General features: G+C 69.8%; 18 protein-coding genes and 2 pseudogenes. 10 read left to right on the top strand and 10 right to left on the bottom strand.

Translation table 11 applies throughout. The annotated features are described in order from the left end of the window. Positions 1–103: 103 nt before the first annotated feature. From BKA18_RS05345 to BKA18_RS05355, 3 genes are all read left to right on the top strand, one after another. The gene (locus BKA18_RS05345; protein WP_366045163.1) at positions 104–1270 is read left to right on the top strand and encodes a mandelate racemase/muconate lactonizing enzyme family protein; all 1167 of its coding nucleotides are present in this window, start codon (positions 104–106) and stop codon (positions 1268–1270) included. Then, complete coding sequence (locus BKA18_RS05350; RefSeq protein ID WP_366045164.1) at positions 1267–2286, top strand: zinc-dependent alcohol dehydrogenase; 1020 nt, start codon at positions 1267–1269, stop codon at positions 2284–2286. The genes BKA18_RS05345 and BKA18_RS05350 overlap by 4 nt, the downstream gene beginning before the upstream one ends. A 153-nt stretch (positions 2287–2439) precedes the next feature. Then, a complete protein-coding gene (locus BKA18_RS05355) occupies positions 2440–3402 on the top strand; it encodes a hypothetical protein (RefSeq protein ID WP_366045165.1) in 963 nt (320 codons plus the stop codon). Positions 3403–3420: 18 nt separating this feature from the next. Here the strand turns inward: BKA18_RS05355 and BKA18_RS05360 are convergent, their stop codons facing one another. Both BKA18_RS05360 and BKA18_RS05365 read right to left on the bottom strand, forming a co-directional pair. Continuing rightward, entirely contained in the window at positions 3421–3810 is a 390-nt protein-coding gene (locus BKA18_RS05360) for a LysR family transcriptional regulator (RefSeq protein WP_366045387.1), read from the bottom strand. Positions 3811–3877: 67 nt separating this feature from the next. Continuing rightward, the gene (locus BKA18_RS05365) at positions 3878–4564 is read right to left on the bottom strand and encodes an NUDIX domain-containing protein (RefSeq protein WP_429638171.1); all 687 of its coding nucleotides are present in this window, start codon (positions 4562–4564) and stop codon (positions 3878–3880) included. A 37-nt stretch (positions 4565–4601) separates the two neighbouring features. Here BKA18_RS05365 and BKA18_RS05370 point away from each other — a divergent pair, with 37 nt between their 5' ends. Next, on the top strand, positions 4602–4793 hold the full coding sequence (locus BKA18_RS05370; protein ID WP_429638172.1) for an NAD-binding protein: 192 nt from the start codon (positions 4602–4604) through the stop codon (positions 4791–4793). A 42-nt stretch (positions 4794–4835) separates the two neighbouring features. On the opposite strand, the gene BKA18_RS05375 is transcribed toward BKA18_RS05370, so the two are convergent. The 4 genes from BKA18_RS05375 to arfA form a co-directional block, all read right to left on the bottom strand. Beyond that, positions 4836–5741, bottom strand: coding sequence for a carbohydrate ABC transporter permease (locus BKA18_RS05375; RefSeq protein ID WP_366045166.1), 906 nt, complete (start codon positions 5739–5741; stop codon positions 4836–4838). After that, positions 5738–6700, bottom strand: a complete 963-nt coding sequence (locus BKA18_RS05380; protein WP_366045167.1) for a carbohydrate ABC transporter permease — start codon at positions 6698–6700, stop codon at positions 5738–5740. The genes BKA18_RS05375 and BKA18_RS05380 overlap by 4 nt, the downstream gene beginning before the upstream one ends. Further along, positions 6697–8040: an extracellular solute-binding protein gene (locus BKA18_RS05385; RefSeq protein ID WP_366045168.1), complete on the bottom strand. Its 1344-nt coding sequence runs from the start codon at positions 8038–8040 to the stop codon at positions 6697–6699. Before BKA18_RS05385 ends, BKA18_RS05380 begins: the two co-directional genes overlap by 4 nt. Positions 8041–8133: 93 nt before the next feature. Then, the gene (gene arfA / locus BKA18_RS05390) at positions 8134–9666 is read right to left on the bottom strand and encodes an arabinosylfuranosidase ArfA (RefSeq protein WP_366045169.1); all 1533 of its coding nucleotides are present in this window, start codon (positions 9664–9666) and stop codon (positions 8134–8136) included. A gap of 482 nt (positions 9667–10148) precedes the next feature. Here arfA and BKA18_RS05395 point away from each other — a divergent pair. After that, positions 10149–10421 (top strand): annotated as a pseudogene (locus tag BKA18_RS05395) (IS110 family transposase); the annotation flags it as partial. A gap of 205 nt (positions 10422–10626) precedes the next feature. Here BKA18_RS05395 and BKA18_RS05400 read toward each other — a convergent pair. The 3 genes from BKA18_RS05400 to BKA18_RS05410 all read right to left on the bottom strand — a co-directional run bounded on the left by BKA18_RS05400 (position 10627) and on the right by BKA18_RS05410 (position 13109). Further along, positions 10627–11700, bottom strand: a complete 1074-nt coding sequence (locus BKA18_RS05400) for an arabinan endo-1,5-alpha-L-arabinosidase (RefSeq protein ID WP_366045170.1) — start codon at positions 11698–11700, stop codon at positions 10627–10629. 171 nt (positions 11701–11871) lie between these two features. Then, entirely contained in the window at positions 11872–12150 is a 279-nt protein-coding gene (locus BKA18_RS05405; protein WP_429638173.1) for an SMP-30/gluconolactonase/LRE family protein, read from the bottom strand. Between the two features lie 185 nt (positions 12151–12335). After that, positions 12336–13109, bottom strand: a complete 774-nt coding sequence (locus BKA18_RS05410) for an IclR family transcriptional regulator (protein WP_366045171.1) — start codon at positions 13107–13109, stop codon at positions 12336–12338. Positions 13110–13481: 372 nt separating this feature from the next. On the opposite strand from BKA18_RS05410, the pseudogene BKA18_RS05415 reads away from it, so the two are divergent. From BKA18_RS05415 to BKA18_RS05425, 3 genes and pseudogenes are all read left to right on the top strand, one after another. Beyond that, positions 13482–13649 (top strand): annotated as a pseudogene (locus BKA18_RS05415) (hypothetical protein); the annotation flags it as partial. A 372-nt stretch (positions 13650–14021) separates the two neighbouring features. After that, positions 14022–15767 (top strand): sensor histidine kinase, encoded by a 1746-nt coding sequence (locus BKA18_RS05420; protein ID WP_366045172.1) that lies wholly within the window; start codon positions 14022–14024, stop codon positions 15765–15767. Further along, positions 15760–16461, top strand: coding sequence for a response regulator (locus tag BKA18_RS05425; RefSeq protein ID WP_366045173.1), 702 nt, complete (start codon positions 15760–15762; stop codon positions 16459–16461). Before BKA18_RS05420 ends, BKA18_RS05425 begins: the two co-directional genes overlap by 8 nt. A 253-nt stretch (positions 16462–16714) precedes the next feature. Here BKA18_RS05425 and BKA18_RS05430 read toward each other — a convergent pair whose 3' ends face one another. Continuing rightward, the gene (locus tag BKA18_RS05430; RefSeq protein ID WP_366045174.1) at positions 16715–18190 is read right to left on the bottom strand and encodes an alpha/beta fold hydrolase; all 1476 of its coding nucleotides are present in this window, start codon (positions 18188–18190) and stop codon (positions 16715–16717) included. A 716-nt stretch (positions 18191–18906) separates the two neighbouring features. Between BKA18_RS05430 and BKA18_RS05435 the strand changes: the two genes are divergently transcribed. Continuing rightward, complete coding sequence (locus tag BKA18_RS05435) at positions 18907–19728, top strand: ABC transporter ATP-binding protein (protein WP_429638174.1); 822 nt, start codon at positions 18907–18909, stop codon at positions 19726–19728. An 83-nt stretch (positions 19729–19811) separates the two neighbouring features. Further along, positions 19812–22406 (top strand): ABC transporter permease, encoded by a 2595-nt coding sequence (locus BKA18_RS05440; protein ID WP_366045175.1) that lies wholly within the window; start codon positions 19812–19814, stop codon positions 22404–22406. Positions 22407–22640: the final 234 nt, after the last annotated feature.

A 22640-nucleotide genomic window follows, 5' to 3' on the forward strand; every position in this document is an offset into this window, starting at 1 on the left:
CCCCGAGACGCCGGACCTATTGACACCGCCACACCCGTATCTCTACCGTCACGACAAGATTTCGAACGCATGCCGAAATTTCGAACACTCAGGGAGTGGCTTCGTGCGCATCACCGGAATCAGCACCCACGTGGTCGGGACACCCTGGCGGAACCTGACCTACGTACAGGTGCACACCGACGACGGCCTCACGGGCGTCGGGGAGACCCGGATGCTCGGCCACACCGACGCGCTCATCGGGTATCTCCGCGAGGCCGAGGTCAACCACATCGCCGGTTCGGACCCGTTCGCCGTGGAGGACCTCGTCCGGCGTCTGAAGTACGGCGACTACGGGCGGGCCGGTGAGATCGTCATGTCCGGCATCGCCTGTGTGGAGATGGCCTGCTGGGACCTCAAGGGCAAGGCACTCGGCGTGCCGGTGTGGCAGCTGCTCGGCGGCAAGGTGACCGACCGGGTCAAGGCGTACGCCAACGGCTGGTACACCACCGAGCGCACCCCGGAGGCGTACCACAAGGCCGCCCAGGCGGTCATGGCCCGCGGGTATCGGGCGCTGAAGATCGACCCGTTCGGGACCGGCCGCTACGAGCTGTCGCACGCGGAGTCGCGCTACGCCATCTCGCTCATTGAGGCCGTCCGTGACGCGATCGGGCCGGACGCCGAGCTGATGCTGGAGATGCACGGCCGCTTCGCGCCGGCGACCGCGATCCGCCTGGCGAAAGAGATGGCGCCGTTCCGGCCAGCGTGGCTGGAGGAGCCCGTGCCGCCGGAAAACCTCAAAGCCCTGTCCAAGGTGGCCGACAAGGTGGACCTGCCGATCGCGACCGGTGAGCGCATCCACGACCGGATCGAGTTCCGGGAGCTGTTCGAGAGCCAGGCTGCCGACATCATCCAGCCGGACCTCGGGCACATCGGCGGCATCGGAGAGACGCGCAAGCTGGCGGCCACCGCCGAGACCCACTACATGCTCGTCGCCCCGCACAACGTCGGCGGTCCGGTGCTCACTGCGGCCTCCCTCCAAGTCGGCTTCACCACTCCCAACTTCAAGGTCCTGGAGCACTTCAACGACTTCGCGGACGCCGAGATCAAGAAGGTGGTCAAGGGCGCCCCGCAGGTGGACCCGGAGACCGGTTGCTTCGAGATCTCCCATGCCCCCGGGCTCGGCGTCGAGTTCGATGTGGAGGCGGCGGCCGAATTCCCGCAGCAGCGCGCCCGGTTCGACCTGTGGGCCGAGGGCTGGGAGAAGCGCACCCCCGGCGGAGGCGAGGCATGAGCGCCGACGGGCTCGCGGTCGTCCTCAGCGCCCCGGGGGCCTGCCGCCTCACCCCGCACACCCCCCGGAGTCCCGGGCCCGGCGAGGCGCTGGTCAGGGTGCACAGCGTGGGGATCTGCGGCAGCGACCGCGAGATCTACCAGGGCAGCCGACCCGAGGGGTACGTCCGCTACCCCGTTATCCCCGGCCACGAGTGGTCGGGAACGGTCGAGGCGGTCGGCGACGGCGTTCCCGCCTGGCTGACCGGCCGCAAGGTCGTCGGCGAGGGCTTCCGCAACTGCCAGGTGTGCGAGCGCTGCCACACCGGGGAGAGCACGTTGTGCACCGCCGGGTACGAGGAGACCGGCTTCACCCAGCCCGGCGCCATGGCCTCGACACTCACCCTCCCGGCGCGGCTATTGCACATCCTGCCCGACGACACCGACCTGACGGCCGCAGCCCTGCTAGAACCCGCGGCCTGCGTCGCCGCGGCCGCGCTCAAGGCGAACCTGCGCCCGGGCGAGCGGGCCGCCGTGGTGGGCGCCGGTACCCTCGGACTCCTCGCCACCCAACTCCTCTCCGCCGCCTCGCCGGCCGAACTGGCCGTCGTCGACACCCGGCCCGAACGCGCGGCGGCCGCCCGCACCTTCGGCGCGACCGGATTCCACGCCTGGGAGACCTGGGACCCGGACCTCGGCGGCTTCGACCTGGTCGTCGAAGCCGCCGGGTCCACCTCCGCCGCCCGCGCCTCGGCCGCGCTGGCTCGCCCCGGCGGACGCCTGGTGCTCACCGGCATCCCGGCACCGGGCGCCGACGGCCCGGACCCGACCGACCTCGTCGTACGGCAGCTGGAGGTGCACACCGTGTTCGGAGCTCCACCGGCGGCCTGGGCACACGCGGTACGGGCCTTCGCCGCCGGCCTGCTGTCCCCCCTTCCCCTGGTCACGCACGAGCTGTCGCTCGCCGAGTTCGAGCGGGCCATCGAGCTGGTCGGCAGCGGCGACCCCGACGTCGGCAAGGTGCTGCTGCATCCGTAGGCGGGCCCCCAGGGAGGCCGCCTGCCCTCTGACGTACGCCGGTACGGCCTGCTCTCCCAGACCCCGTACCGGCGTACACCCGCCACCCGAACCCTTCGTACGCCCACGACCGCGAACTGCATTCGGTATTTCGAACCTCGAGGAGAGATTCCCGTGCCTCAGTCCCCCTCCGTCCGCCGCCCCGGCGAACGCGCCCTCGGCCCGCTCGGCCTCGGCCCCCCCGAGCCGTCGCCCGCCGACGCGTCCCCGCACACGTTCCCCGACGGCGGCCGTTGGCGCACTGAAATACCCTCCGTGGAAGGGCCGGAGGCGCTGGCCGCGGTGCTTGAGGAAGCCGAGTGCCTGGAGGTGCCCGTCCACCGCGTCAGCCAGGGCAGCGGCGTCTGGATGCTCAGTGATGCCGAGATCACCGAGATGGTGAAGGCCACCACCGAACGCTCCGTCGAACTGTGCCTGTTCACCGGCCCCCGCGGCACCTGGGACATCGGCGGCTCCACCCGCACCGACTCGCGTGGCGGCGGGCTGCGCGCCCGCGGCCACGACGCCGTCGCCGGCTGCGTGGAGGACGCCCTGCGCGCCACCGAACTGGGCGTCAAGTGCCTGCTCGTCGCGGACGAGGGCGTGCTGTGGACCCTGCACCGCGCGCGGGAGCAGGGACTCGTTCCGGCCGACACCACCCTCAAGGTCTCTGCCCTGATCGGCCCCGTCAACCCGGCCGCCTACGCCGTGTACGAGCGGCTCGGCGCCGACTCCCTCAACGTGCCCAGCGACCTCACCCTCGCCCACCTCACCGAGATCCGCCGGGTCAGCGCCGCGCCGATGGACATGTACATCGAGGCGCCGGACGACCTTGGCGGCTACATCCGCATGTACGAGGTCGCCGAGCTAATCCGGCGCGGAGCGCCGCTCTATCTCAAGTTCGGCCTGGCCAAGGCGCCGTCGATCTATCCGTCCGGGGCCCATTTGCGAGAGACGGTACTCAGTACGGCGCGCGAGCGCGTTCGCCGCGGCCGCCTGGCCCTGGACCTGCTGGCCCGGCACGGGGCCCACACCGCCATGTCCCCACTCGGCTCGCGGCTGCCGGGCAGCCTGCGGCGGTTCCCGGCCGAGTTGTGACCGCCGCCGGGGGCCGAGCTAGGTCCTCCACGGTCTGTGCGGCCTATCCGTCGTGTGGGGGGAAGAAGGGGACGAGGTTGGGGGAGGGAATGGGGGGACGTGCGGTGCGGGTAGCTGATCGACCAGCAGGAGCAGCGCATCGGCTCCGTGGAGCAGGAGCCGTCCCGCCGCGGTCGGCATGGCGCCGCGGTGGTTGCGATGGAAGACGATCAGGACGGTGGCTCGTTCGATCCGTTGTAGCCGGCGGCTCAGGTTTCCCTGGTGGGTGCCCAGTCGGTGGGAGGCTCCGGTCAGGGCTGTGGGACCTGTGCCGCGAACGAGCTGTCGCGGCGGAAGGCGACCACGTGCCGGACCAGCAGCGGCAGGTCGGCGATTTCGCGGTAGACAACTCCCGCCCACCGGCCCCATGGACTGACCGGGCGTCACACAGCGCTGATGATGGATCACATCACCAGGCGGGCCGATGACCGGGATGTCACAGGCCGAGCGACACCGGTTCGACCGGGATCCCTAAGCTGACCAATGCGCTCAGTGGGGTGGCGAGGTCGCGTGGGGAGAACAGATCGGGCCCGTGATAGCCAGCGATGTCCTGGGGGCGCCACCACTTCAGCCCGCTGATGTTCTCGGCTGCGAGTTCGCCGTCGGACAGGATGCCGCAAGGTTCGAAGCGAGCAGTGCGCACGAGGAAGTAGTCGTTGACCACACCGTCGTAGCCCGCGGCGTGACCAGGCGCGACGACTTCCTGGTGCCACACGTGCGGCGGATCCGTATCGAAGACGAGCCCCACCTCTTCCCTCAGTTCGCGCCGCAGTGTGCCGAGCGGCGTCTCGCTGTGCTCTATTCCCCCACCGGGGGCCGCCCATACGGCCGTCCCCACAGGATCCGGGATCTCGATCCTGCACAGAAGGATGCGGTCGTCTTCGTCGAGGATGATCGCGCGGACTGAATGACGCAGATTCACCGATCGCATCCGGACACGCTGGCCTCTCCGCAATAGCGCCGGGTGACTGACTGTGGCAAGCCACGGAACTTGCGCCACACCATAAGACGGCTCCTCGCTGACGCGGTCGAGCAGCACCACATCGGCGTCCCCGGCGCGTAGCCGTCCGGCCATTCCGCGCGAGGGCGAGTTGTCCGGCTGCGGGGTGTCCTGGTGAGCCACCTGCGACGGGTTCCTCTTCATAGGGCAGCATCTGGCAGTGGTCGGCGGCGAGGACACCGCGCTGGAGGAGGCCGCCTTCCTCACCCGCTACGCCACGTCGGGTACCCTCATCCGCCGCCGCGACACCCTGCGCGCTTCCAGGGTCATGCAAACCCTCGCCTTCGCCGATCCAAAGATCTTCTACGCCATCGACCACGAGGTGACAGAGCTGAGGGCGAGGAGCGGCTGAGCCGTCCCGAGTGCCCGGCCCCGCGGCCGGGCCCCGGACGCGTCACTGCCCCGCGAGACCGGTGTGCGCAATGCCGCGCACGATCTGGCGCTGGAACAGCATGAAGACGAACACGAGCGGCAGTCCGGCGATCACCAGCGAGGCCATGATCTGTGCGTAGCGCGTGCCGAATCCGGACTGGACGTTGACCAGGCCGACAGGGAGGGTCATGCCGGCCGGGTCCGTGGTCACCAGGAACGGCCAGAGGAAGTTGTTCCAGGTGGAGATGAACGTGAAGATCGCGACCGCGGCCAGGACCGGCCGCGACAGGGGCATGACGATGGTCCAGAAGACCCGCCAGCGGCCCGCCCCGTCGACGAAGGCCGCCTCTTCCAGCTCACGGGGTACGCCTTGGAAGAACTTCACCAGGATGAAGACCATCGCGGGCACGGCGACCTGGGGCAGGATCACTCCCCAGTAGGTGTCCACCAGCCCCAGCTGCACCATCTGGAGGAACAGCGGCGCCATCAGGACCTGCGGAGGGACCATGATGCCGGCGAGCACGACGCCGTAGAGCAGCTTGCGGCCGCGGAATTCGGTGCGGGTGAAGCCATAGGCGGCCATCGCGCACAGGACGACCGTCAGCAGAGTGGTCATCACGGAGATGTAGAAGGAGTTGACCGTCCAGCGCAGCAGGTCTCCGGACTCCCACACCTTGGCGTACGCCTCGAAGGTGACCTTGGAGCCAATCCACTCCAGCGCGGTCTTCGTCGTCTCGCCCTCGGGCTTGAGCGAGGTGGCCACAGCCCAGGCCAGCGGCAGCAGCCAGACGGCGGCGAGCAGCAGGGCGACGGCCAGCAGGCAGATCCGGCCGGGTGTCCAGCGCGGAAGTCCGCTACGGGTACGAGTGCGGGTGCGGTCCGGGCGGTCGGCGACACGGCGGCTTTTCGGGATGGCGGCGTGGCTCATTTGCCGGCCTCCTCTCTGCGGCGGGACAGCCGGGGCTGCACGAGGGCGATGATGAGGATGAGAGCGAAGAAGATGTACGAGACGGCCGAGGCGTAGCCGATCCGGTAGCCGGTGAAGCCCTGTTGGAAGACGTACTGGAGGATGGGGCGGGTGGCGTCGTCCGGGCCGCCGCCAGTCATGATGTACACCTGGTCGAAGATCTTCAGTGAGGCGAGCACCTGGAGGACCAGGACCAGGCCGGTGGTGCGGCGCAGCATCGGCAGGGTGATGTGCCACAGCTTCTTCCAGGCGCCGGCGCCGTCGAGTTCGGCCGCCTCGTACAGGTGCTGTGGAATGGTCTGGAGGGCTGCGAGGTAGAGCAGGAAGTTGAAGCCGACGGTCCACCAGACCGTGGTGAGGACGATGGACAGCATCGCGTAGCGTTCGTCGCTCAGCCATCCGATGCCCGGCTTCAGGCCGACGGATGCCAGCAGCTGGTCGGCAAGACCGTAGTCGCTGGGGAAGATCATCTGGGCGAAGAGCAGGCAGACCACGCCCGACGGCAGCAGGAACGGTGCGAACCAGCTCAGCCGCCACAGCCATTGCACCACCCGGAGTTGGTGGGCGAGCAGGGCGAGCACCAGGCCGACGGCCACCAGCGGCACCGTGGACAGCACGGTGAACCACACGGTGTTCCCGAGCGAGGCCCACATCTGGGGGTCGGCCACCGCCTCGGCGTAGTTGTCGAGGCCGACGAACTCGCCACCGTGGCCCGAGATGTTCTGGCTGGTCAGGCTCATTCCGGCGCCGTAGAGCAGGGGCCAGAGAAGGAACAGGGCGTAGACGATCAGGAACGGGCCGACGAACATCAGCCCGTGCTCGGTCCACTTGTGGCGGAGCGCCGCGGGCCGGGCGGCCGCGTCCGGCAGGCGGGTCCCGGCGCCTGGGGCCGCGCCGGCCGTGGGGGTCACAGTGGTCATGACGCTGCTCCCGGAAGGGGGTTGCGGGTGTCGAGGAGCTGCTGGAGCCGGTGGCGTATCTCGGCCAGCGTGGCGCGGGGCGTGCGGTCCCCGGTGAGCAGGGAGGAGAGGACCTCGCCGAGCTCGATCCACATCCGGGAGGCGGACCCGGCGAACCAGGCCGGTTCGTCCAGCACGACGTGGTTGATCACGTCCCGGTACTCGGACTGCGGTTTGAGGCGGAGGTAGGCAGGGTCGTCGAGGACGGGCAGGTAGGCGGGGATGTGACCGCCGGCGGCCCAGTCCACTGAGTGCTTGAGCATCCAGGCGACCAGCGTGTAGGCCGCCTCCTCCGGGCCGCCGCCGCGGTCGGCCTGGTGGGGCAGGACGAAGACGTGGGAGTCGGCGTGCGCGGCGGGGTGGCCGAAGAGGGCGGGTACCGCGGTCATGGAGAACGGCACGCCGCCGGTCCGGTAGCTGGTCACCTCCCAGACGCCGTTCAGCTGGAAGGCGGTGTGGCCCTGGTTGAAGGTGGCGACGCTCGCTCCGTAGTCGACGCGGCGCGCCCACAGTCCCTCCTCGACGAGGGATGCCATGTAGTCCAGCACCTTCAGTGCCTTGGCGTCCTCAAGGGCGAGCCGTGTGCCGTCCGGGGACAGCACCCTTGCGCCTGTCTGGGCGTAGAAGGTGCGGAACAGCCGCCAGGGGGTGATGCAGTCTGGTCCGAGTGTCTCGGTGACCAGGCTGGGCCGGCCGGTGACCTTCTTGGCAGCGCGCAGCGCGTCGGCGAACTCGGCAGGGCTACGCAGGGGCTTGAGCCGGCCGCCGGCCATGAGGCCCGCCTTCTTGCAGATCTCGGTCTGGTAGTAGAGGACCACGGGATGGGTGTCGAGGGGTACGGCGTACTGCTTGCCGTCGATCCGCCCGCGCCGCCAGACGGTGGCCGGGAAGTCCTTGGCGCGGATGCCGTGTTCGGCCAGCCGGTCGAGGTCGAACGGGTCGATCAGGCGGCCGGGGCCGAAGCCGGGGACGCGGGCCATGTGGAGGGCGGCGAGTTCGGGTGCGCGGCCGCCGGCGCCCGCCATGGCGAGCTTGGTGTAGTACGGGGCGCCCCACTGGAGGACCGTGTCCTCCAGCGCGATCTGCGGATGCGCCTTCCGGAACGCGTCCAGCATGCCTTGCATGTTGACGCCGTCGCCGCCTCCGAACAGGTGCCAGAAGCGCAGACCGGTCTTACCGGAGGCGGTGGCTGTGGGCGCGGCACACCCCGCGGCGAGCGGGCCGAGGGCGCCCGCGGCGGCGAGAGCGCCCAGCCCGCCGGCGAGCGCACGGCGCCGGCTGAGGTGAGATGAGTGCTGCATGGCGGCTCGTCTTTCACGAGAGTCACGAGGGGGCTTGGGTGGTGGGGGCGGCTCGGCGGCCGCGACGGCACGGCAGGACGGCGACGGGATGCGTCAGTTCAGGCGGATCACGGTCCAGGACAGCGGTTCGAGCGTGACGGCGAGTTCGTCGCCGGTGAGCTCGGCGCCGTCGCCCGGATGCGGGGTGACGCGTTCGGGCTCGGCGAGAGTGTTGCGGGCGTCCGGGTCGGCGTCGGAGAGCACGGCGTGTTCCGCGACCCCGGTCAGCCCCAGGCCCGTGAGGGCGATGCGCAGCGGCAACGGATCGTGCTGGTCGCGGTTGACCGCGAAGACGGTGACGGCACCCGTGTCGGGATCGTGCACGGCCGTGGCGTGCAGCAGAGGCACCTCGCCGTAGGCGGCTGTCTCGTGCGTGGGCGAGTCGACGCGTACGTCGAGCACCTGCCCACGGCCGTACCGGGATGCCTGCGCGAAGGGGAAGAACGTCGTCTGCCGCCAGGCCGGGCCGCCGGGCTCCGTCATGATCGGTGCGATGACGTTTACGAGCTGGGCGAGGCAGGCGACCGTGACCCGGTCGGCGTGCCGCAGCAGGGCGATCAGCAGGGAACCGAAGACGACAGCGTCGGTGACGCTGTAGCTGTCCTCCAGCAGCCGGGGGGCCTCCGGCCAGTCGAGCGGATTGGCCTTGGCCTCGGCTTCGAACCGGCTCAGGTACCAGACGTTCCACTCGTCGAACGACAGGTTGATCCGCTTCCTCGACTTCAGCCGCGCCCCGACGTGGTCGCAGGTCGCGACGACGTTGGCGATGAAGGACTCCATGTCCACGGCGGAGGCGAGGAACGAGTCGCGGTCGCCGCCCTTCTCCTCGTAATAGGCGTGCAGGGAGATGTAGTCGACCAGCTCGTAGGTCTCCTGCAGCACCGTCGCCTCCCAGGCGGCGAAGGTGGGCATCGATTGGGCGGAGGAGCCGCAGGCGACCAGTTCCACGGCCGGGTCGATCTGGCGCATGGCGCGCGCCGTTTCGGCGGCGAGCCGGCCGTATTCCTCGGCGGTCTTGTGCCCGGTCTGCCAGGGGCCGTCCATCTCGTTGCCCAGGCACCACAGCCGGATGCCGAACGGTTCCTTGTCGCCGTGCCGGATCCGCAGGTCGGACAGGGCGGTGCCGGACGGGTGGTTGGCGTACTCCTGGAGTGCGACGGCCTCCGCGACGCCGCGCGTGCCGAGGTTGACCGCCATCATCGGCTCCGTCCGGGGGCCGACCTTGTTGAGGAAGGCGAGGAACTCGCTGAGACCGAAGCGGTTCGTCTCGGTACTCCGCCAGGCCAGGTCGAGTCGGCGGGGCCGCTGTTCGACCGGGCCGACGGAGTCCTCCCAGCGGTAGCCGGAGACGAAGTTGCCGCCGGGGTAGCGGATCGTGGTCACACCGAGCTCGCGGATCAGCGCGAGCACGTCGGTGCGCAGGCCGGCCTCGTCGGCGTACGGGTGATCGGGGTCGAAGATGCCGGTGTAGACGCAGCGCCCGAGGTGTTCGACGAAGGAGCCGAAGAGCCGGGGGCTGACCTCGCCGACGGTGAAGGCGGGGTCGAGGGAGAAGCGGGCGGTGCGGTCCGGAGGGCTGGGAGCCATGAGGTCCTAATTCTGTGAGTAGCGGTTCCGGACGGAGCGTTGAGCTCCCCGGACTGTTCGAGGGCTGGATGCGTGACGCCTCATGTGGGTCCTGGCCGTTGAGGCCTTCCGAGAGACCGGCGGACGGATCCAGCTGATGGGGTGGTGGCGGCCTCGTCGGCGCCGGGCGGACGCCTCATGTGTGTCCCGGCTGGCAAGGCCTCCCGAAAGACCGGTGGCGCCCGGCGCTGTCGTGGCCGCCACCACCCCGCTCGGCGTCCGCTCGTTGGGGTTTGTGGTGCGAGCCCGCCGCACGGTGACCTCTTACAAGTCCCGAACCGTCGAGTTCTGGAGCAGACCGAGGCCCGTGGGGTGAGCTGGTGCCGCGAACGGCTTGTGAGATGGCGGACCGACCCGATGGTTCGAGTCCTTGAATTAGGTCGCCGCGTGGCCCTCATGCGCTCGCAACCAGCGCGAACAGCACGAACAAGGGGAGGGACAACTTGATCTACTGCGGAATCGACTGGGCCGAGACCCACCACGACATCGCCCTGATCGACGACACCGGCCAGCTCCTGGCCAAGCGCCGCATCATGGATGACGCGGCCGGCTACCAGCTGCTGCTGGACCTGCTCGCTGAGTACGGCGACACCGAGGACGCCCCGATCCCGGTGGCGATCGAGACCAGCCGCGGACTGCTCGTCGCAGCCCTGCGCCAGGGCAGGCGCAAGGTGTTCGCCGTCAACCCGATGGCCGCCGCCCACTACCGCCACCGACGCGAGGCCGGGGACTGGCATGCTCAGGCCCAACGACACCTGTTCAATCGCATGCTGGGCCAGCACTTCCCCTGCCTCAAGACCGGCGAACTTTTCGATGAGCATCAGGCCTTTCCCTCCCTTCTAGCAGTGGCGGCTTGACGGCTTGGAACCGTGAGATGTCTCTCCGGGCGTACGAGCAGGTGGGGATGGGCACCAGGCGGGGTCAGGGGGCCACCGAGGGCCACCCGTCGTGACCCCAGGCAAGGGAGTTGATGCCGAGCTTGGGCGTGCCGTTGTCCTCGGCGTCGTAGTAGTGGTGGATGAGCAGGTAGCGGCCGCGGTCCTTGAGCACGGACTGGCCGCCGGGGCCGATGTAGCGGCCGTGTCCCTTCAGCAGCAGCGTGCCGCCGCCCTCGGTCATCGGGGTGACTTCGCGGTCGGTGTAGGGGCCGGTGGGCTTTGTGGCGCGTCCGACGCGGATGTTGTATGTCGAGTCGGTGCCGGCGCAGCAGCGGTCGTAGGAGACGAACAGGTAGTAGTAGCGGCCGTGTTTGACGACGTAGGGTGCCTCGACCGCGTGCGGTGCGTCGGGCCTGGTCGCCAGGTGATACTTCGTCAGGTCGTCGCCGGTGGCGGCCGGTCGGCCGGTGCGGGGGTCAAGCTCGATCATGTAGATGCCGGTCCAGAACGAGCCGAAGGCCATCCACAGCTTGCCGCGGCTCTCCACGATGCCCGGATCGATGGCGTTGTACTTGTCGGCGGTGGAGCTGGCGAAGATCTTCCCGTGGTCGGTCCAGCTGCCGGGGCGCCCAGTGGGCGAAGTGGCAAGCCCGATCGCGGAGTTGTTGGAACCGAAGGACGAGACGGCGTAGTAGAGCCAGTAGGTGCCGTTGCGGTACACGAGCTCCGGAGCCCAAGCGTCGCCCTCGGCCGAGTAGGTGCGCCACCAGTCGGGGACGGTCTCGAAGGCGGAGCCCGCCCGCCCCCAGTGCTTGCCGTCGCGTGAGACGTGCGCCTCCAGCCCGGCGTGCGTGGCATAGACGATCAGGGTGCCGTCCTTGAGGCGTATTGCCGAGGGGTCGTGGACCACGGTGTGGCCGGTGAGTGGACGAGGATCCGGATAGCCGGCTTCAGGAGGGGCGGAGGCCGGCGAGGCCGTGGCCGCGCCGGCGCCGTACGGTGTGGCCGGTGCCGCCGCGGCGGGCAGCGCCGGCGTCAGACAGGCGAGCAGTGCGGCGCCGGCGGCCAGCGCAGTGCGGGCGCTTCTCGGACGGGTCGTACGGGGAAGGTCGGGCATCGCGTGGCTCCTTCGGCTCCGAGGTCGTTCGAAATATCGACCCACTGACGCGACTTCGGACGGACGGTAGACGCCGACGAAACGTGGAGTCAATGGTTTTGACCAAAACTCCGAACACTGGTCGGTATATCGAACATCCAGTGTTGTGATGCGAAGGACCGTGGCCCCTGACTACGTCATGGGGAGCTTCATCTGGGGAAGGGCGGCTGCGCCGGTCCGTGGCCGGTATCTGGCAGCGCGAGCAGGGAAGCCGGACAGGGATGCAGGTCTACGAGCCCCACGCGCGCCGTACTGATGCACAGGTCGTTGCGCCCGCGCCACGCCGAAGGCGCACGCGGGCGGCTGGCGCAACGGCAGTTCGATCACCCGGTCGAGGTCACGTTGCGATGTGTAGCGCCGCGGCGCGCCACCGCCCCAGTGGGCAGCCCAGATGCAGCCCTCGACGTCCACGGTGAGCCCGTCGCGGAACCCAGCGCCCCTCTTCGATCACCGCGAGGAGGCGCTGGTTCCTCCGCAGCCAGTCCCTTCGGCGACGCCGAAGACGCCGATCCGCCGTATCGGCGAGTCGACTCAGTACATGCGCCCGCCATTGCGCATCGCCCCGGCCCACAGCGCGCCGTGCAGGGCGAGCGGGCTTATTCTGGGCCCCGGTGCCCCAGCCGGGCGGACAGATCCGCGGCTCCCTTGACGGCAAGTTCCTCCAGCGCTGTGCGGCGCTCATCGCTCCACCGGATCATCGGCACGGAGATCGACAGCGCCGCGACGACATGACCCGAGCGGTCCCTGACCGGCGCGGCGACACAGGACACGTCCGGGTTGGACTCGCGCTCCTCGCCGGCGATACCGCGGTCGCGTATCGACGCGAGTTCGGCGCGCAGAACGCCGGGGTCGGTGATGCTGTACGGCGTCATGGCGACCAGTTCGGCCCCGTCGGGGATGCGGGCATCGAGCTCGCTCTCGGGCAGTGAGGCCAGCAACATCTTCCCGACCGCGGTGCAGTGCGCCGGAAGCCGCCGACCTGCAGCCGAGACCATGCGCACGGCATGCGTGGAATCGACCTTGGCGACGTAGATGACATCGGCGCCCTCCAGGACAGCCACATGCACGGTCTCGTCACAGGTTTCGGCGACGGAACGGGCCACCCGCTGCCCCTCTGCGGCGAGGTCGAGCTGCTCGGCGTACCGACTGCCCAGCTGGTACAGCCGCACCCCGAGACGGTATCGGCCCGGCTCTTCGGGCACCGGCACGATGTAGGAACGGGCCGCGAGCGTGCTCACCAGCTCATGCACGGTGGTCCGGGGAAGCTGCAGCCTGCGCACGATATCCGGGGCGGCGAGGGTGCCGTCCCCGTCGAGAAACAGCTCGAGAATGTCCAGCGCGCGAGTCACTGCAGGCACAAGGCGCCCCACGACGTCCCTCCCCTGTTCGAAATTTCATCACCTCGACGAATCTACGAACAGAATACCGCCATGCCGACTGGCGCCCCAGCCTCGGCCTCACACGGTTCGCCACCGCCACCGTTACACAAAGCCTGTCGGCGCACGTGCGGACGGATAACGCACGCCGAGATGCCTGTCCCCCTTCGACGCAACCCCCGGACGCCCCCCAGACAGGCCACCGCCCACCACCTCCTCACCCACACCGCCGGCCTCCCTCCCGGGCGACCTCAGGAACCTCTACGGCGCCGACGCGCAGGAGGCCCGTGACGGCGTCCTCCGCGAGGCCCTGCATGCCCACCCGGCGAGGCCGTCGAGTACACCGACCGCGCCGCCCTCGTCCTCGGCTACCTCGCAGAACGCCTCTCCGGTCAGCATCTCGACCTCGCCCCCCACCGCGTGTGGCAGGCGCTCGACACGACCGAGACCCGCTCCCGCCCACCCACGCCTCCGCTGCGCACCCACCGAACTCGGCGAGACAACCGGGGCCCGCCTCAAAGGCGACCCGCCTGAGATGACATCGACCCCGATCACCGCTGGGCACGGTGGGCAGTCAGCCGGCCGCCGCTTGCCTCCCCCACAGAGGGGCGGCGGCCGGGGTGCCACACGCGCCGTTGAGGAGGACGGCGGGGCACCGCTCCCTCCGTCCGCGACCTCGACACCAGCACCAACCAGGAACATGTCGTAGCCATTCCGGCCCGGGTCTTCATCCAGGCCCCTGGCAGCAGCAGCTCGGTCACCTGGGTCAAGCGCCTCAAGGCCGCGTAGCGGCTCCTCAGCCGGCGATCGGTCTGTGCGGCCGGCTGGCCGTCTGCCTTTGGGTGGAGGACCAGCTCCTCCGTGAGTCGCAGGGGACCGGCCCAGGTGAGATCCATAATCGGCGGTATGCCGTCCAGTGCCCCACCGACCGCAGCCCAGCGTCCGCCCACCCGGAGTCCCTTCACCGGGCCCGGGGAACAGGGGCGGCAGCTGTGGCGGGCGGCGGGTGAGGCGGCCCTCGCCGGGCTGCTGGTACTGCTGACGTACCAGGCGCTGGACTGGTACCGGGGACAGCCGTCGATGCTGGGCATGACGCTCGACGGCTCGGTCATGGTGGTGCTGGCGCTGGCTGGGATCGGGCTGGTGCTGGTGCGGCGCCGGTTCCCGGCGTGGAGTCTGCTCGGGCTGTCCGCGCTGATGGGGGTGTTTCCTGCCACGGGACTGCTGACCGCGGTGGCCTCGTACACCGCGGCCCGGCAGACGGAGGTGCGGCGATGGCGTGGTGCGGTGCTGCTGGCGGGGCTTGCGTCGGCCGTGCTGGCCGGTTTCGCGTCGGCTCCCGCGACCGGGCTGGGCAGCAGGCCGTACGGGCTCGTACTCGGTGCTGTGCTGGCCGCGACCACCGTCCTGATTCCGGGCCTGGTCGGTACCGCGGGCGGGCAGCAGGACCGGCTGGTGAGGGCGCTGCGCGAGCGTACGGCCGCCGCCGAGGAGGCACGGCGGCTGGCTGACAGCGAGGCGCGGATGCACGAGCGCTCGCGCATCGCCGCGGAGATGCACGATCTGGTCGGGCACCGGCTCAGCCTGATCTCGCTGCACGCCGGCGGCCTGGAGATGGCGCTACGGGAGCAGGCCCCGGAGCTACGGGAAGAGGCGTCGCTGGTGCGCGGTGCCACCCGCGATGCGATGCGGGAGCTGCGCGAGGCGCTGGGGGTTCTGGGCCCGCTGGGGCGGGACACCGGCACGGACGCGCTGACCGACGCGACCGGCACCCGTCCCGACATCGAGGCGCTGGTGGCGGAGTCGCGCGGCGTGGGCGTGCCCGTCGAGTTCTCGTGGGACGGGGATGATCTGGATGCGCGGCCGGCACGGGTGCGGCGGGCGGTGCACCGGGTGGTACGCGAGTCGCTGACCAACGTCCACCGGTACGCGGCCGGGGCCCATGTGACCGTCGCCGTCACCCACTCCGGGGAGCGGGTGACGGTCCGGGTGCGCAATGGCGTTCCTCCCGTGCCGCCCGCCGCCACTACGGGGCTGGGCTCGGGGCGCGGGCTGACGGGGCTGCGGGAGCGGGTGGCTCTGCTGGGCGGCACTGTGGAGGCGGGTGCGACGCCGGGCGGCGGGTTCAGCGTGACGGCGGACATCCCCGCGGACCCTGCTTCCGGGGCGCAGGCGGAGGAAGCGGAGAACGTAGCGGACGCGGCACCGCACGAGGAGCGGCCGCAGGGCAGCACGCCCGTCAGGGCGGGCCGGCGCCTTCAGCGGGGCCTGACGAGTGCGGCCGTCGGGCTGCTCGGCCTGGCGGGCGTGGGGGCGATGATGCTGTTCGGGGTCATCCTGGTGAACGAGGCGCGGCCGAGCCGCCCTTACCACCCCTTCGAGCCCCGGGTGGGGATGACGCGGGAGCAGGTCCAGCGCGAGTGGATCACCGACGACGACATAGTGCGCGCGGCCGCCGCCGGCCGGGAACCGCACCGCCCGGCATCCGCCACCGACTGCATGTACCCGTGGGTGGACAAGAAGGCCAAGGGCGGGCGGCTGCCGATCGTCCGCTACTGTTTCCGCTCCGACATCCTGATCTCGATCGACCGTTTCACCGTGCCGGTGGTGACCGAACCACAGCCGCCCCGTGGGAGCAGGACACATGACTGACCAAGCCGCCGACTCGACGGGCCCCGCGTCCGGCTCCGCGATCCGGGTACTGCTCGCCGACGACGAGCAGATGATCCGGCACGGCGTACGGCTGATCCTCCGGCACGCCGACGGCATCGACGTGGTCGGCGAGGCAGCTAACGGCGCCGACGCCATCCGCCTCGCCGCCGAGCACCGGCCCGACGTCGTACTGCTCGACATCCGCATGCCGGTCCTCGACGGGCTCGCCGCCATCGAGCAGTTGCTCGCTCTCGATCCCGCCCCGCAGGTCGTCATGCTCACCACCTTTGGCGACGACGAGAACGTTATGCGGGCCCTGGCGGCCGGCGCCACCGGCTTCCTTCTCAAGGACGAGGGCCCGCAGGAGCTGATCAGCGCGGTACGGGCGGCGGCCAACGGAGACGCGGTCCTCTCTCCCGGAGTCACCGGGACCGTCATCCAGCGGATGCTGCGCGGCGGCGCGGCCAGTGCCGTGACCACCGGACCGGACCAGCGGCTGGCCGGCCTGACGAACCGCGAACGCGAGGTCCTGGCCATGCTGGGCGAGGGCCTGTCCAACCTGGAGATCAGCAAACGGCTGGGCATCAGCGTGGGAACGGTCAAGTCACACGTCCGGTCGATCCTGGACAAGACCGGCTCGGACAGCCGGGTACAGGCGGCACTGCTCGCGCATCAGGCAGGACTCATGCGCTAGGGCGACCCGAGGTACTTCCCGGACGAAGCCTCGGGCCCGGGAAGCATGGCGCCCGCGGCGAGCTGCTCACGGGTTCGAGCCCGTAGGCCACGTGAAGTCGGCGCCCTTGCCGATAGAGCATCGGAACCCAACTGCTCTGATCACAACGGACAGTTTGCCTCGCACCGCAATTCCTCCTGAGGCGATTGTGTCCACAGTCTTGAGGGAATGTTGGGCGTCGCCGCTCTGGCACGGCCGGATGCGGGTGTATGCGCTACTTGACGTCTGCCGCAGGGCAGCTGCTCTGCGGCGGCAGCGTCAGGTGAATCAAGTACTGGTTCATCGCGTTGATGGTGCAGGGGGTGCCCACTGCTTTGTGGCCGGATCCTTCGTAGGTGAGCAGCCGGGTCTTGTGCGGTGCTTGCCGGTGCACGTTGCGTGCCCAGGCGAGCCCGGTGGCGGGATCGTGGCGGGAGTTGGCCAACAGGATGGTGGGGGCGCCCGGGTCGAGGTGCAGGGAGCGCTGTGGATTGTTGGCACGCTCCGGCCATCCGGCGCAGCCCAGAATGGTCTTGTGCATTTTGGGCGAGGTGCGCGCGTGCGGGGCGGTGGCTTTCTCGGCGCGGACGAGGTCCTGCAGGTCCTGGTAGTCGCGCACCCGGACCTGCCAGTCCTGGCAGAACACCGCGGACCTGACCGGATCTGTTCCGATACCTGAGGAATCGGTCTGGCGCTGTGGCTTACCGATGCGCAACTTCTTCAGCCAGGCGGCGAACTCGGGCCACTCCGGCACCATGAAGGAATCCTCGGCGTAGCTGATGAGGTTGTCGGCGGAGGCCGGCCCGTAGGCGTTATGCAGCTGGCCGCGGTCGGCCGCGGCCAGCAGGCGGTCCCAGCGGCCCAGCACATCCTGTCCGTGCAGGGCGCATGTCGACGTGGCCTTGCACCACTGGGCGAACGCCGTGAGCGAGTCCTCGACGGCGGCCGCCGCTGTGGCCGCCAGCTTCGATGTGCCCAGGCTGTGGTCCATGTTGCTGTCCAGGACCATGCTTCGGACGTGTCGGCCGTATCGCTGTGCGTACTGCTGGCCGATGAGCGTGCCGTAGGAGTGCCCGTAGAAGTTGATCTTCTCCTCTCCGAGGGCGGCACGCAGGGCATCCATGTCCCGGACGACGTTGAGGGTGTCGGCGTGCTCGAACAGCGGTCCGTTGCGCTTGCGGCAGTCCTCGCGAAGCGTGCGGTTGTACGTGGCCAGCCGCTCGAACTCGGTTTGGTTGCGCGGCAGTTCCTTCGGCGCCTTGCCGATGAGTTTCATCGAGCATTTTATGGGGTGGCTTTGGCCTGTTCCGCGTGGATCGAAGCCGACGATGTCGAAGCGCTCCCGCAGCTCGGCGGGGAAGCTCTTGCCGTCCAGCGCCATATCTACGCCGGAGCCTCCGGGGCCACCGGGGTTGACCAGCAGGACGCCGATGCGCTTCGAGGGGTTGGTGGCCTTGCGCCGGGCCACCTTCATGCCAAAGGTCTTCCCGGGTGCGGAACGGTCAATCGGCAGGGTCAGTGTGGAGCACTGGGCGTCGGAGTGCCCCTTGCACGGCTGCCAGGTGAGGGTGCTGGTCCCATCGTTGCGGGTGCTGCTCTCTTCCTGGCCCTGTGCCGTGTAGAGCGGCAGGGCGACCGCGGCTGCGCACACTGCTGCCGCTATGGCGTACCAGCGCCGATGTGCTCGTCCGACACGATGCGCGTTGCTCATGAAAGGGTCCACCTTGGTGTTGTCGTGGCGTTCACCAGCCAGAACGCGAGGGTGGTCGGCAAAGGACGCGTATGACCCCGCCCGCTGGCCGGGGGGCTTGGCTCGGCTCGCCTCCATCGTGATCGCGTAAGAGGCCGGGTCCGTCGCTCTGAGGGCCTGAATCTGCGGCCTGCCCAAAGGCAGAGCCACCAGGCGTGGATATGCCTCGGGGCATACCGCGCCTCTGCCCAAAGGAAGATCCCGCAGTGGGCGACGTCCGCAAGCTGCTGAGCCTGAACTCGTGGTGGTCGGCTGTCCAGGAAGCCGACGACACTCGGGGCTGCACTGGCGCCTGCGACGGCTCTGCCGCACGGTGCGGATGAGGAGTGCTCGGGCTGCGGACGGCGGCGTTGGCCGTGCAGCCTCACCGCAGAGTGGCCGGCCGACTGTCGGCAGGCGGCGACGGGAAGGCCGTGCGAGGGGCGACCGCGGACGCGGATGACCGGGGGGGGACGCGGTTGTGCCCGGCTCGCAGGGTCTTCCTTTAGGCAGAGGCGCCGTGGTCCACGCCTTTCTTTAGACAGAGGGGCTCTGTTCCACGAGGCATACCGACGTGCCGCGGCTCTGCCTTTGGGCAGGCCGCAAATTCAGGTCCTGAGGGCGACGGATCGAGGCCATCTGCGCGACCACGATGGAAGCGAGTCGAGCACCCCTTTCAGGAGCCCCGGGAGTCCCCCATGTCGCAGCCACCCCTGTCGTACGCAGCCACCGCCCCCGCAACCCCCCATCTGGCCACAACTTCCCACGGTCCGGCTCCCGTCGAGGCCGCCGCGTACGCCACCGGGCTGAGCAAGGTCTACGGCGAGGGCGAGACCCGCGTAGTGGCGCTGGACTCGGTCTGTGTGGAGTTCGGGCGAGGGCGGTTCACCGCGATCATGGGTCCGTCCGGCTCGGGCAAGTCGACCCTGATGCACTGCATGGCGGGGCTCGACTCGATCTCCGGGGGCTCCGCCCGGATCGGTGACACCGAGCTCTCCCGCCTGAACGACCGGCAGCTCACCCATCTCCGCCGGGACAAGATCGGCTTCATCTTCCAGGCGTTCAACCTGCTGCCCACCCTGACCGCCATCGAGAACATCACGCTGCCGATGGACATCGCCGGCCGCAAGCCCGACCAGCAGTGGCTGGATCTGGTCGTACGGACCGTTGGTCTGGCCGAGCGGCTCCAGCACCGTCCCTCGCAGCTCTCCGGAGGCCAGCAGCAGCGGGTCGCCGTGGCCCGCGCGCTGGCGAGCCGTCCGGAGATCATCTTCGCGGACGAGCCGACCGGCAACCTCGACTCACGCTCCGGCGCGGAAGTCCTCGGCTTCCTGCGGGACTCCGTACGGGAGTTGGGGCAGACCGTCGTGATGGTCACCCACGACCCGGTGGCCGCCTCCTACGCCGACCGCGTCGTCTTCCTCGCCGACGGACAGATCACCGACGAGCTACCCGCCCCCACCGCCGAAGCCGTCCTCGACCGGATGCGGCACTTCGAGGCCACAGGCCGGACGAGCTGACACCCGCGCCCGCGCATCCGCTCACGCATCCCACCACCGCATACCTCGGTCTCCCGCCGCGTACCTCCAGGACTGACACCACCATGCTGCGTACCGCTCTGCGCAACGTCCTTGCGCACAAAGCCCGATTGCTCATGACCGCGCTCGCGGTCCTGCTCGGCGTCGCCTTCGTCGCCGGCACCCTCGTCTTCGGCGACACCACCGCGAACGCCTTCCGCAACGCCTCCGCCCAGAGCCTCAAGGACGTCGCCGTCTCCGTACAGGACGAGCAGGCGTCCGAGGCCGATCCCGCCGCCGTCAGCCCGGCACAGGGAAGAGGCGACAGGACGACCACCGTGCTCAATGCCGCGCTGGCGAACAAAATCCGCGCGCTGCCCGGCGTCGCCTCGGTGCGCGCCACCGTCAACGGCCAAGCCACCCTGGCCGGCAAGGACGGCCGCCCCGTCAACGCCGACAGCAGCTGGCAGAACCTGGCCACCAACTACCTGCCGGCCAAGGACGGCAAGGACAGCCACTTCCCGCTGAAGGAAGGCCGCGGCCCGGCCAACGACGGCGAGCTGGCCCTGGACGCGAAGACCGCCCAGAAGGCCGGCTACCGGATCGGCGACACCGTCCGCTTCGCCACCGACGGCCCCGCCCTGACCAAGAAGCTGGTGGGCATCGTCACCACCGACGATCCGCGCATCACCGCCGGCGGCACACTCACGCTGTTCGACACCACCACCGCGCAGAAGCTGTTCCACACTCCCGGCCGCTTCCACGAGATCGCCGTCGCCGCGCAGCCCGGCACCGACGAGCACGCGCTGACCGCCCGGGTGCAGGCCCTGCTGCCCGAGAAAGGCGCCATGGCCACCAGCGGCGCCGACCTGGCCGCCCAGCAGTCACAGCAGATCACCGAGAGCACCACGCGGCTGACCAAGACGCTGCTGGCCTTCGCAGGCATCGCGCTGTTCGTCGGCGTATTCCTCATCGCCAACACCTTCACCATGCTGATCGCCCAGCGCAGCCGCGAGATCGCGCTGCTGCGGGCCGTGGGCGCCTCCCGCCGCCAGGTCGTGCGCTCCGTCCTCATCGAGGCCGCCCTCGTCGGACTCGGCGCCTCCGCCGCCGGCTTCGCCCTCGGCCTGGGCATCGCCACCGCCCTGCACCCGCTGCTCAGCACCAACGGCGCAGAGCTGCCCGACGGCCCCCTGGTCATCTCGCCCACGGCCCCGCTGGCCTCGCTCGCGGTCGGCGTCGTCGTCACCGTCCTGGCCGCCTGGCTGCCGTCCCGCAAGGCCGCCAAAATCGCGCCGGTCGCGGTTCTCAGCAGCGCCGGCCTGGCTCCCCCCGCCCGCTCCCTGAAGGTCCGCACCATCCTCGGCACGCTCCTGACCGGACTCGGTGTGGCGGTCATGCTGTACGTCTCCACGCTGAAGACCAGCAAGGAGTCGAACCTGATGATCGCCATGCTCGGCGGCGCCCTCACCCTCTGCGGCATGATCGTGCTGGCTCCGCTGCTCTCCCGGCCACTGATCACCCTGGCCGGCAAGGTCACCACCCGCTTCTTCGGCATCAGCGGCAAACTCGCCCAGCAGAACGCCCTGCGCAACCCGCGGCGCACCGCCGCCACCGCCTCGGCCCTCATGATCGGGCTCGCCCTGATCACCGGCCTCACCGTCGGCGGGTACTCCACCCAGCAAGCCCTCGACAAGGAGGCGACCCAGGGCCTGGCCGCCGACTACAAGGTCTCCAACAGCTCCTCCCGCGGCCTCGACGCCACCGCGTCCGACAAGCTCGCCAAGCTGCCCGGCGTGGCGGCAGCCGCCCCCGTCACCTCCACGAACCTCGACATCCAGGGCACCTTCGCCACGATCACAGGCACCGACCCGAGGGCGCTCGGCACGGCAGTGGACCTGAACTTCCAGGCCGGCTCACTGCGCGACATCGGCCCGGGCAAGGTCGCCGTCTCCGACACGTTCGCGCAGCAGGCCGGGCTGCATGTCGGCGACAGGGTCGACGCCGACCTGAGCACCGGCCAGGGCGACAAGATCCGGAAGAGGCTGTCGGTCGTCGGGATCTACACCAAGACCCGCGCCGTATATGACGCGTTGGGCACCGTGGCCGATGTGCTCCCCTCCACCGCCACCCACACACTCGACAACGTCCTGGTCAAGGCCGAACCCGGCAAGGCCGCAGGGCTGGAGCCCCAGATCCGCAAGGCCCTCGGCAACAGCCCCCTGCTGAAGGTCCAGAACCAGGAACAGCTCATCACAGCCGACAGCGGAGACCTCACCACCGTCCTCAACATGCTGTACGGACTGCTCGCCATGGCCGTCGTCATCGCCGTCCTCGGCGTCGTCAACACCCTCGCCATGTCCGTCTTCGAACGCACCCGGGAGATCGGCATGCTGCGCGCCATCGGCCTCGACCGCGCCGGCATCAGGCAAATGATCCGACTCGAATCGGTGGTCATCTCCGTCTTCGGCGCACTGCTCGGGATCGGCACGGGCATCTTCCTGGCCTGGGCGGCAGGCGGCATGACGACGTCGTCGATGCCCCTGTACGAAACGGCCCTGCCCTGGGCCAAGCTCGGACTCTTCGTCGCGCTGGCACTGCTGATCGGCGTCCTGGCAGCCATCTGGCCGGCCCACCGAGCCGCACGCCTGAACATGCTCCGGGCGATCGCGGCCCACTGAGAACCACATGGGCCGCATGGCCCCATGTGCCGCAAACGAGCGTGAGGCGAGCTGGCGCCGCCGGTCACGCGGACCCGACCGCCCTACGACCGCAACTCCCCCTGACGCGGCCGACCACGTCACCCACCACTGACTCGTCGGCCGCTTCATCACCAACTGAGGAACATCGTGACGATCACCGAGCCCTCGTGGGGACACCCCCTCACCACGCCACCACGGCCGGCACTGGCACTC

This window comes from Streptomyces auratus (assembly GCF_050433025.1).
GTDB classification, from domain to species: Bacteria; Actinomycetota; Actinomycetes; order Streptomycetales; family Streptomycetaceae; genus Streptomyces; species Streptomyces sioyaensis.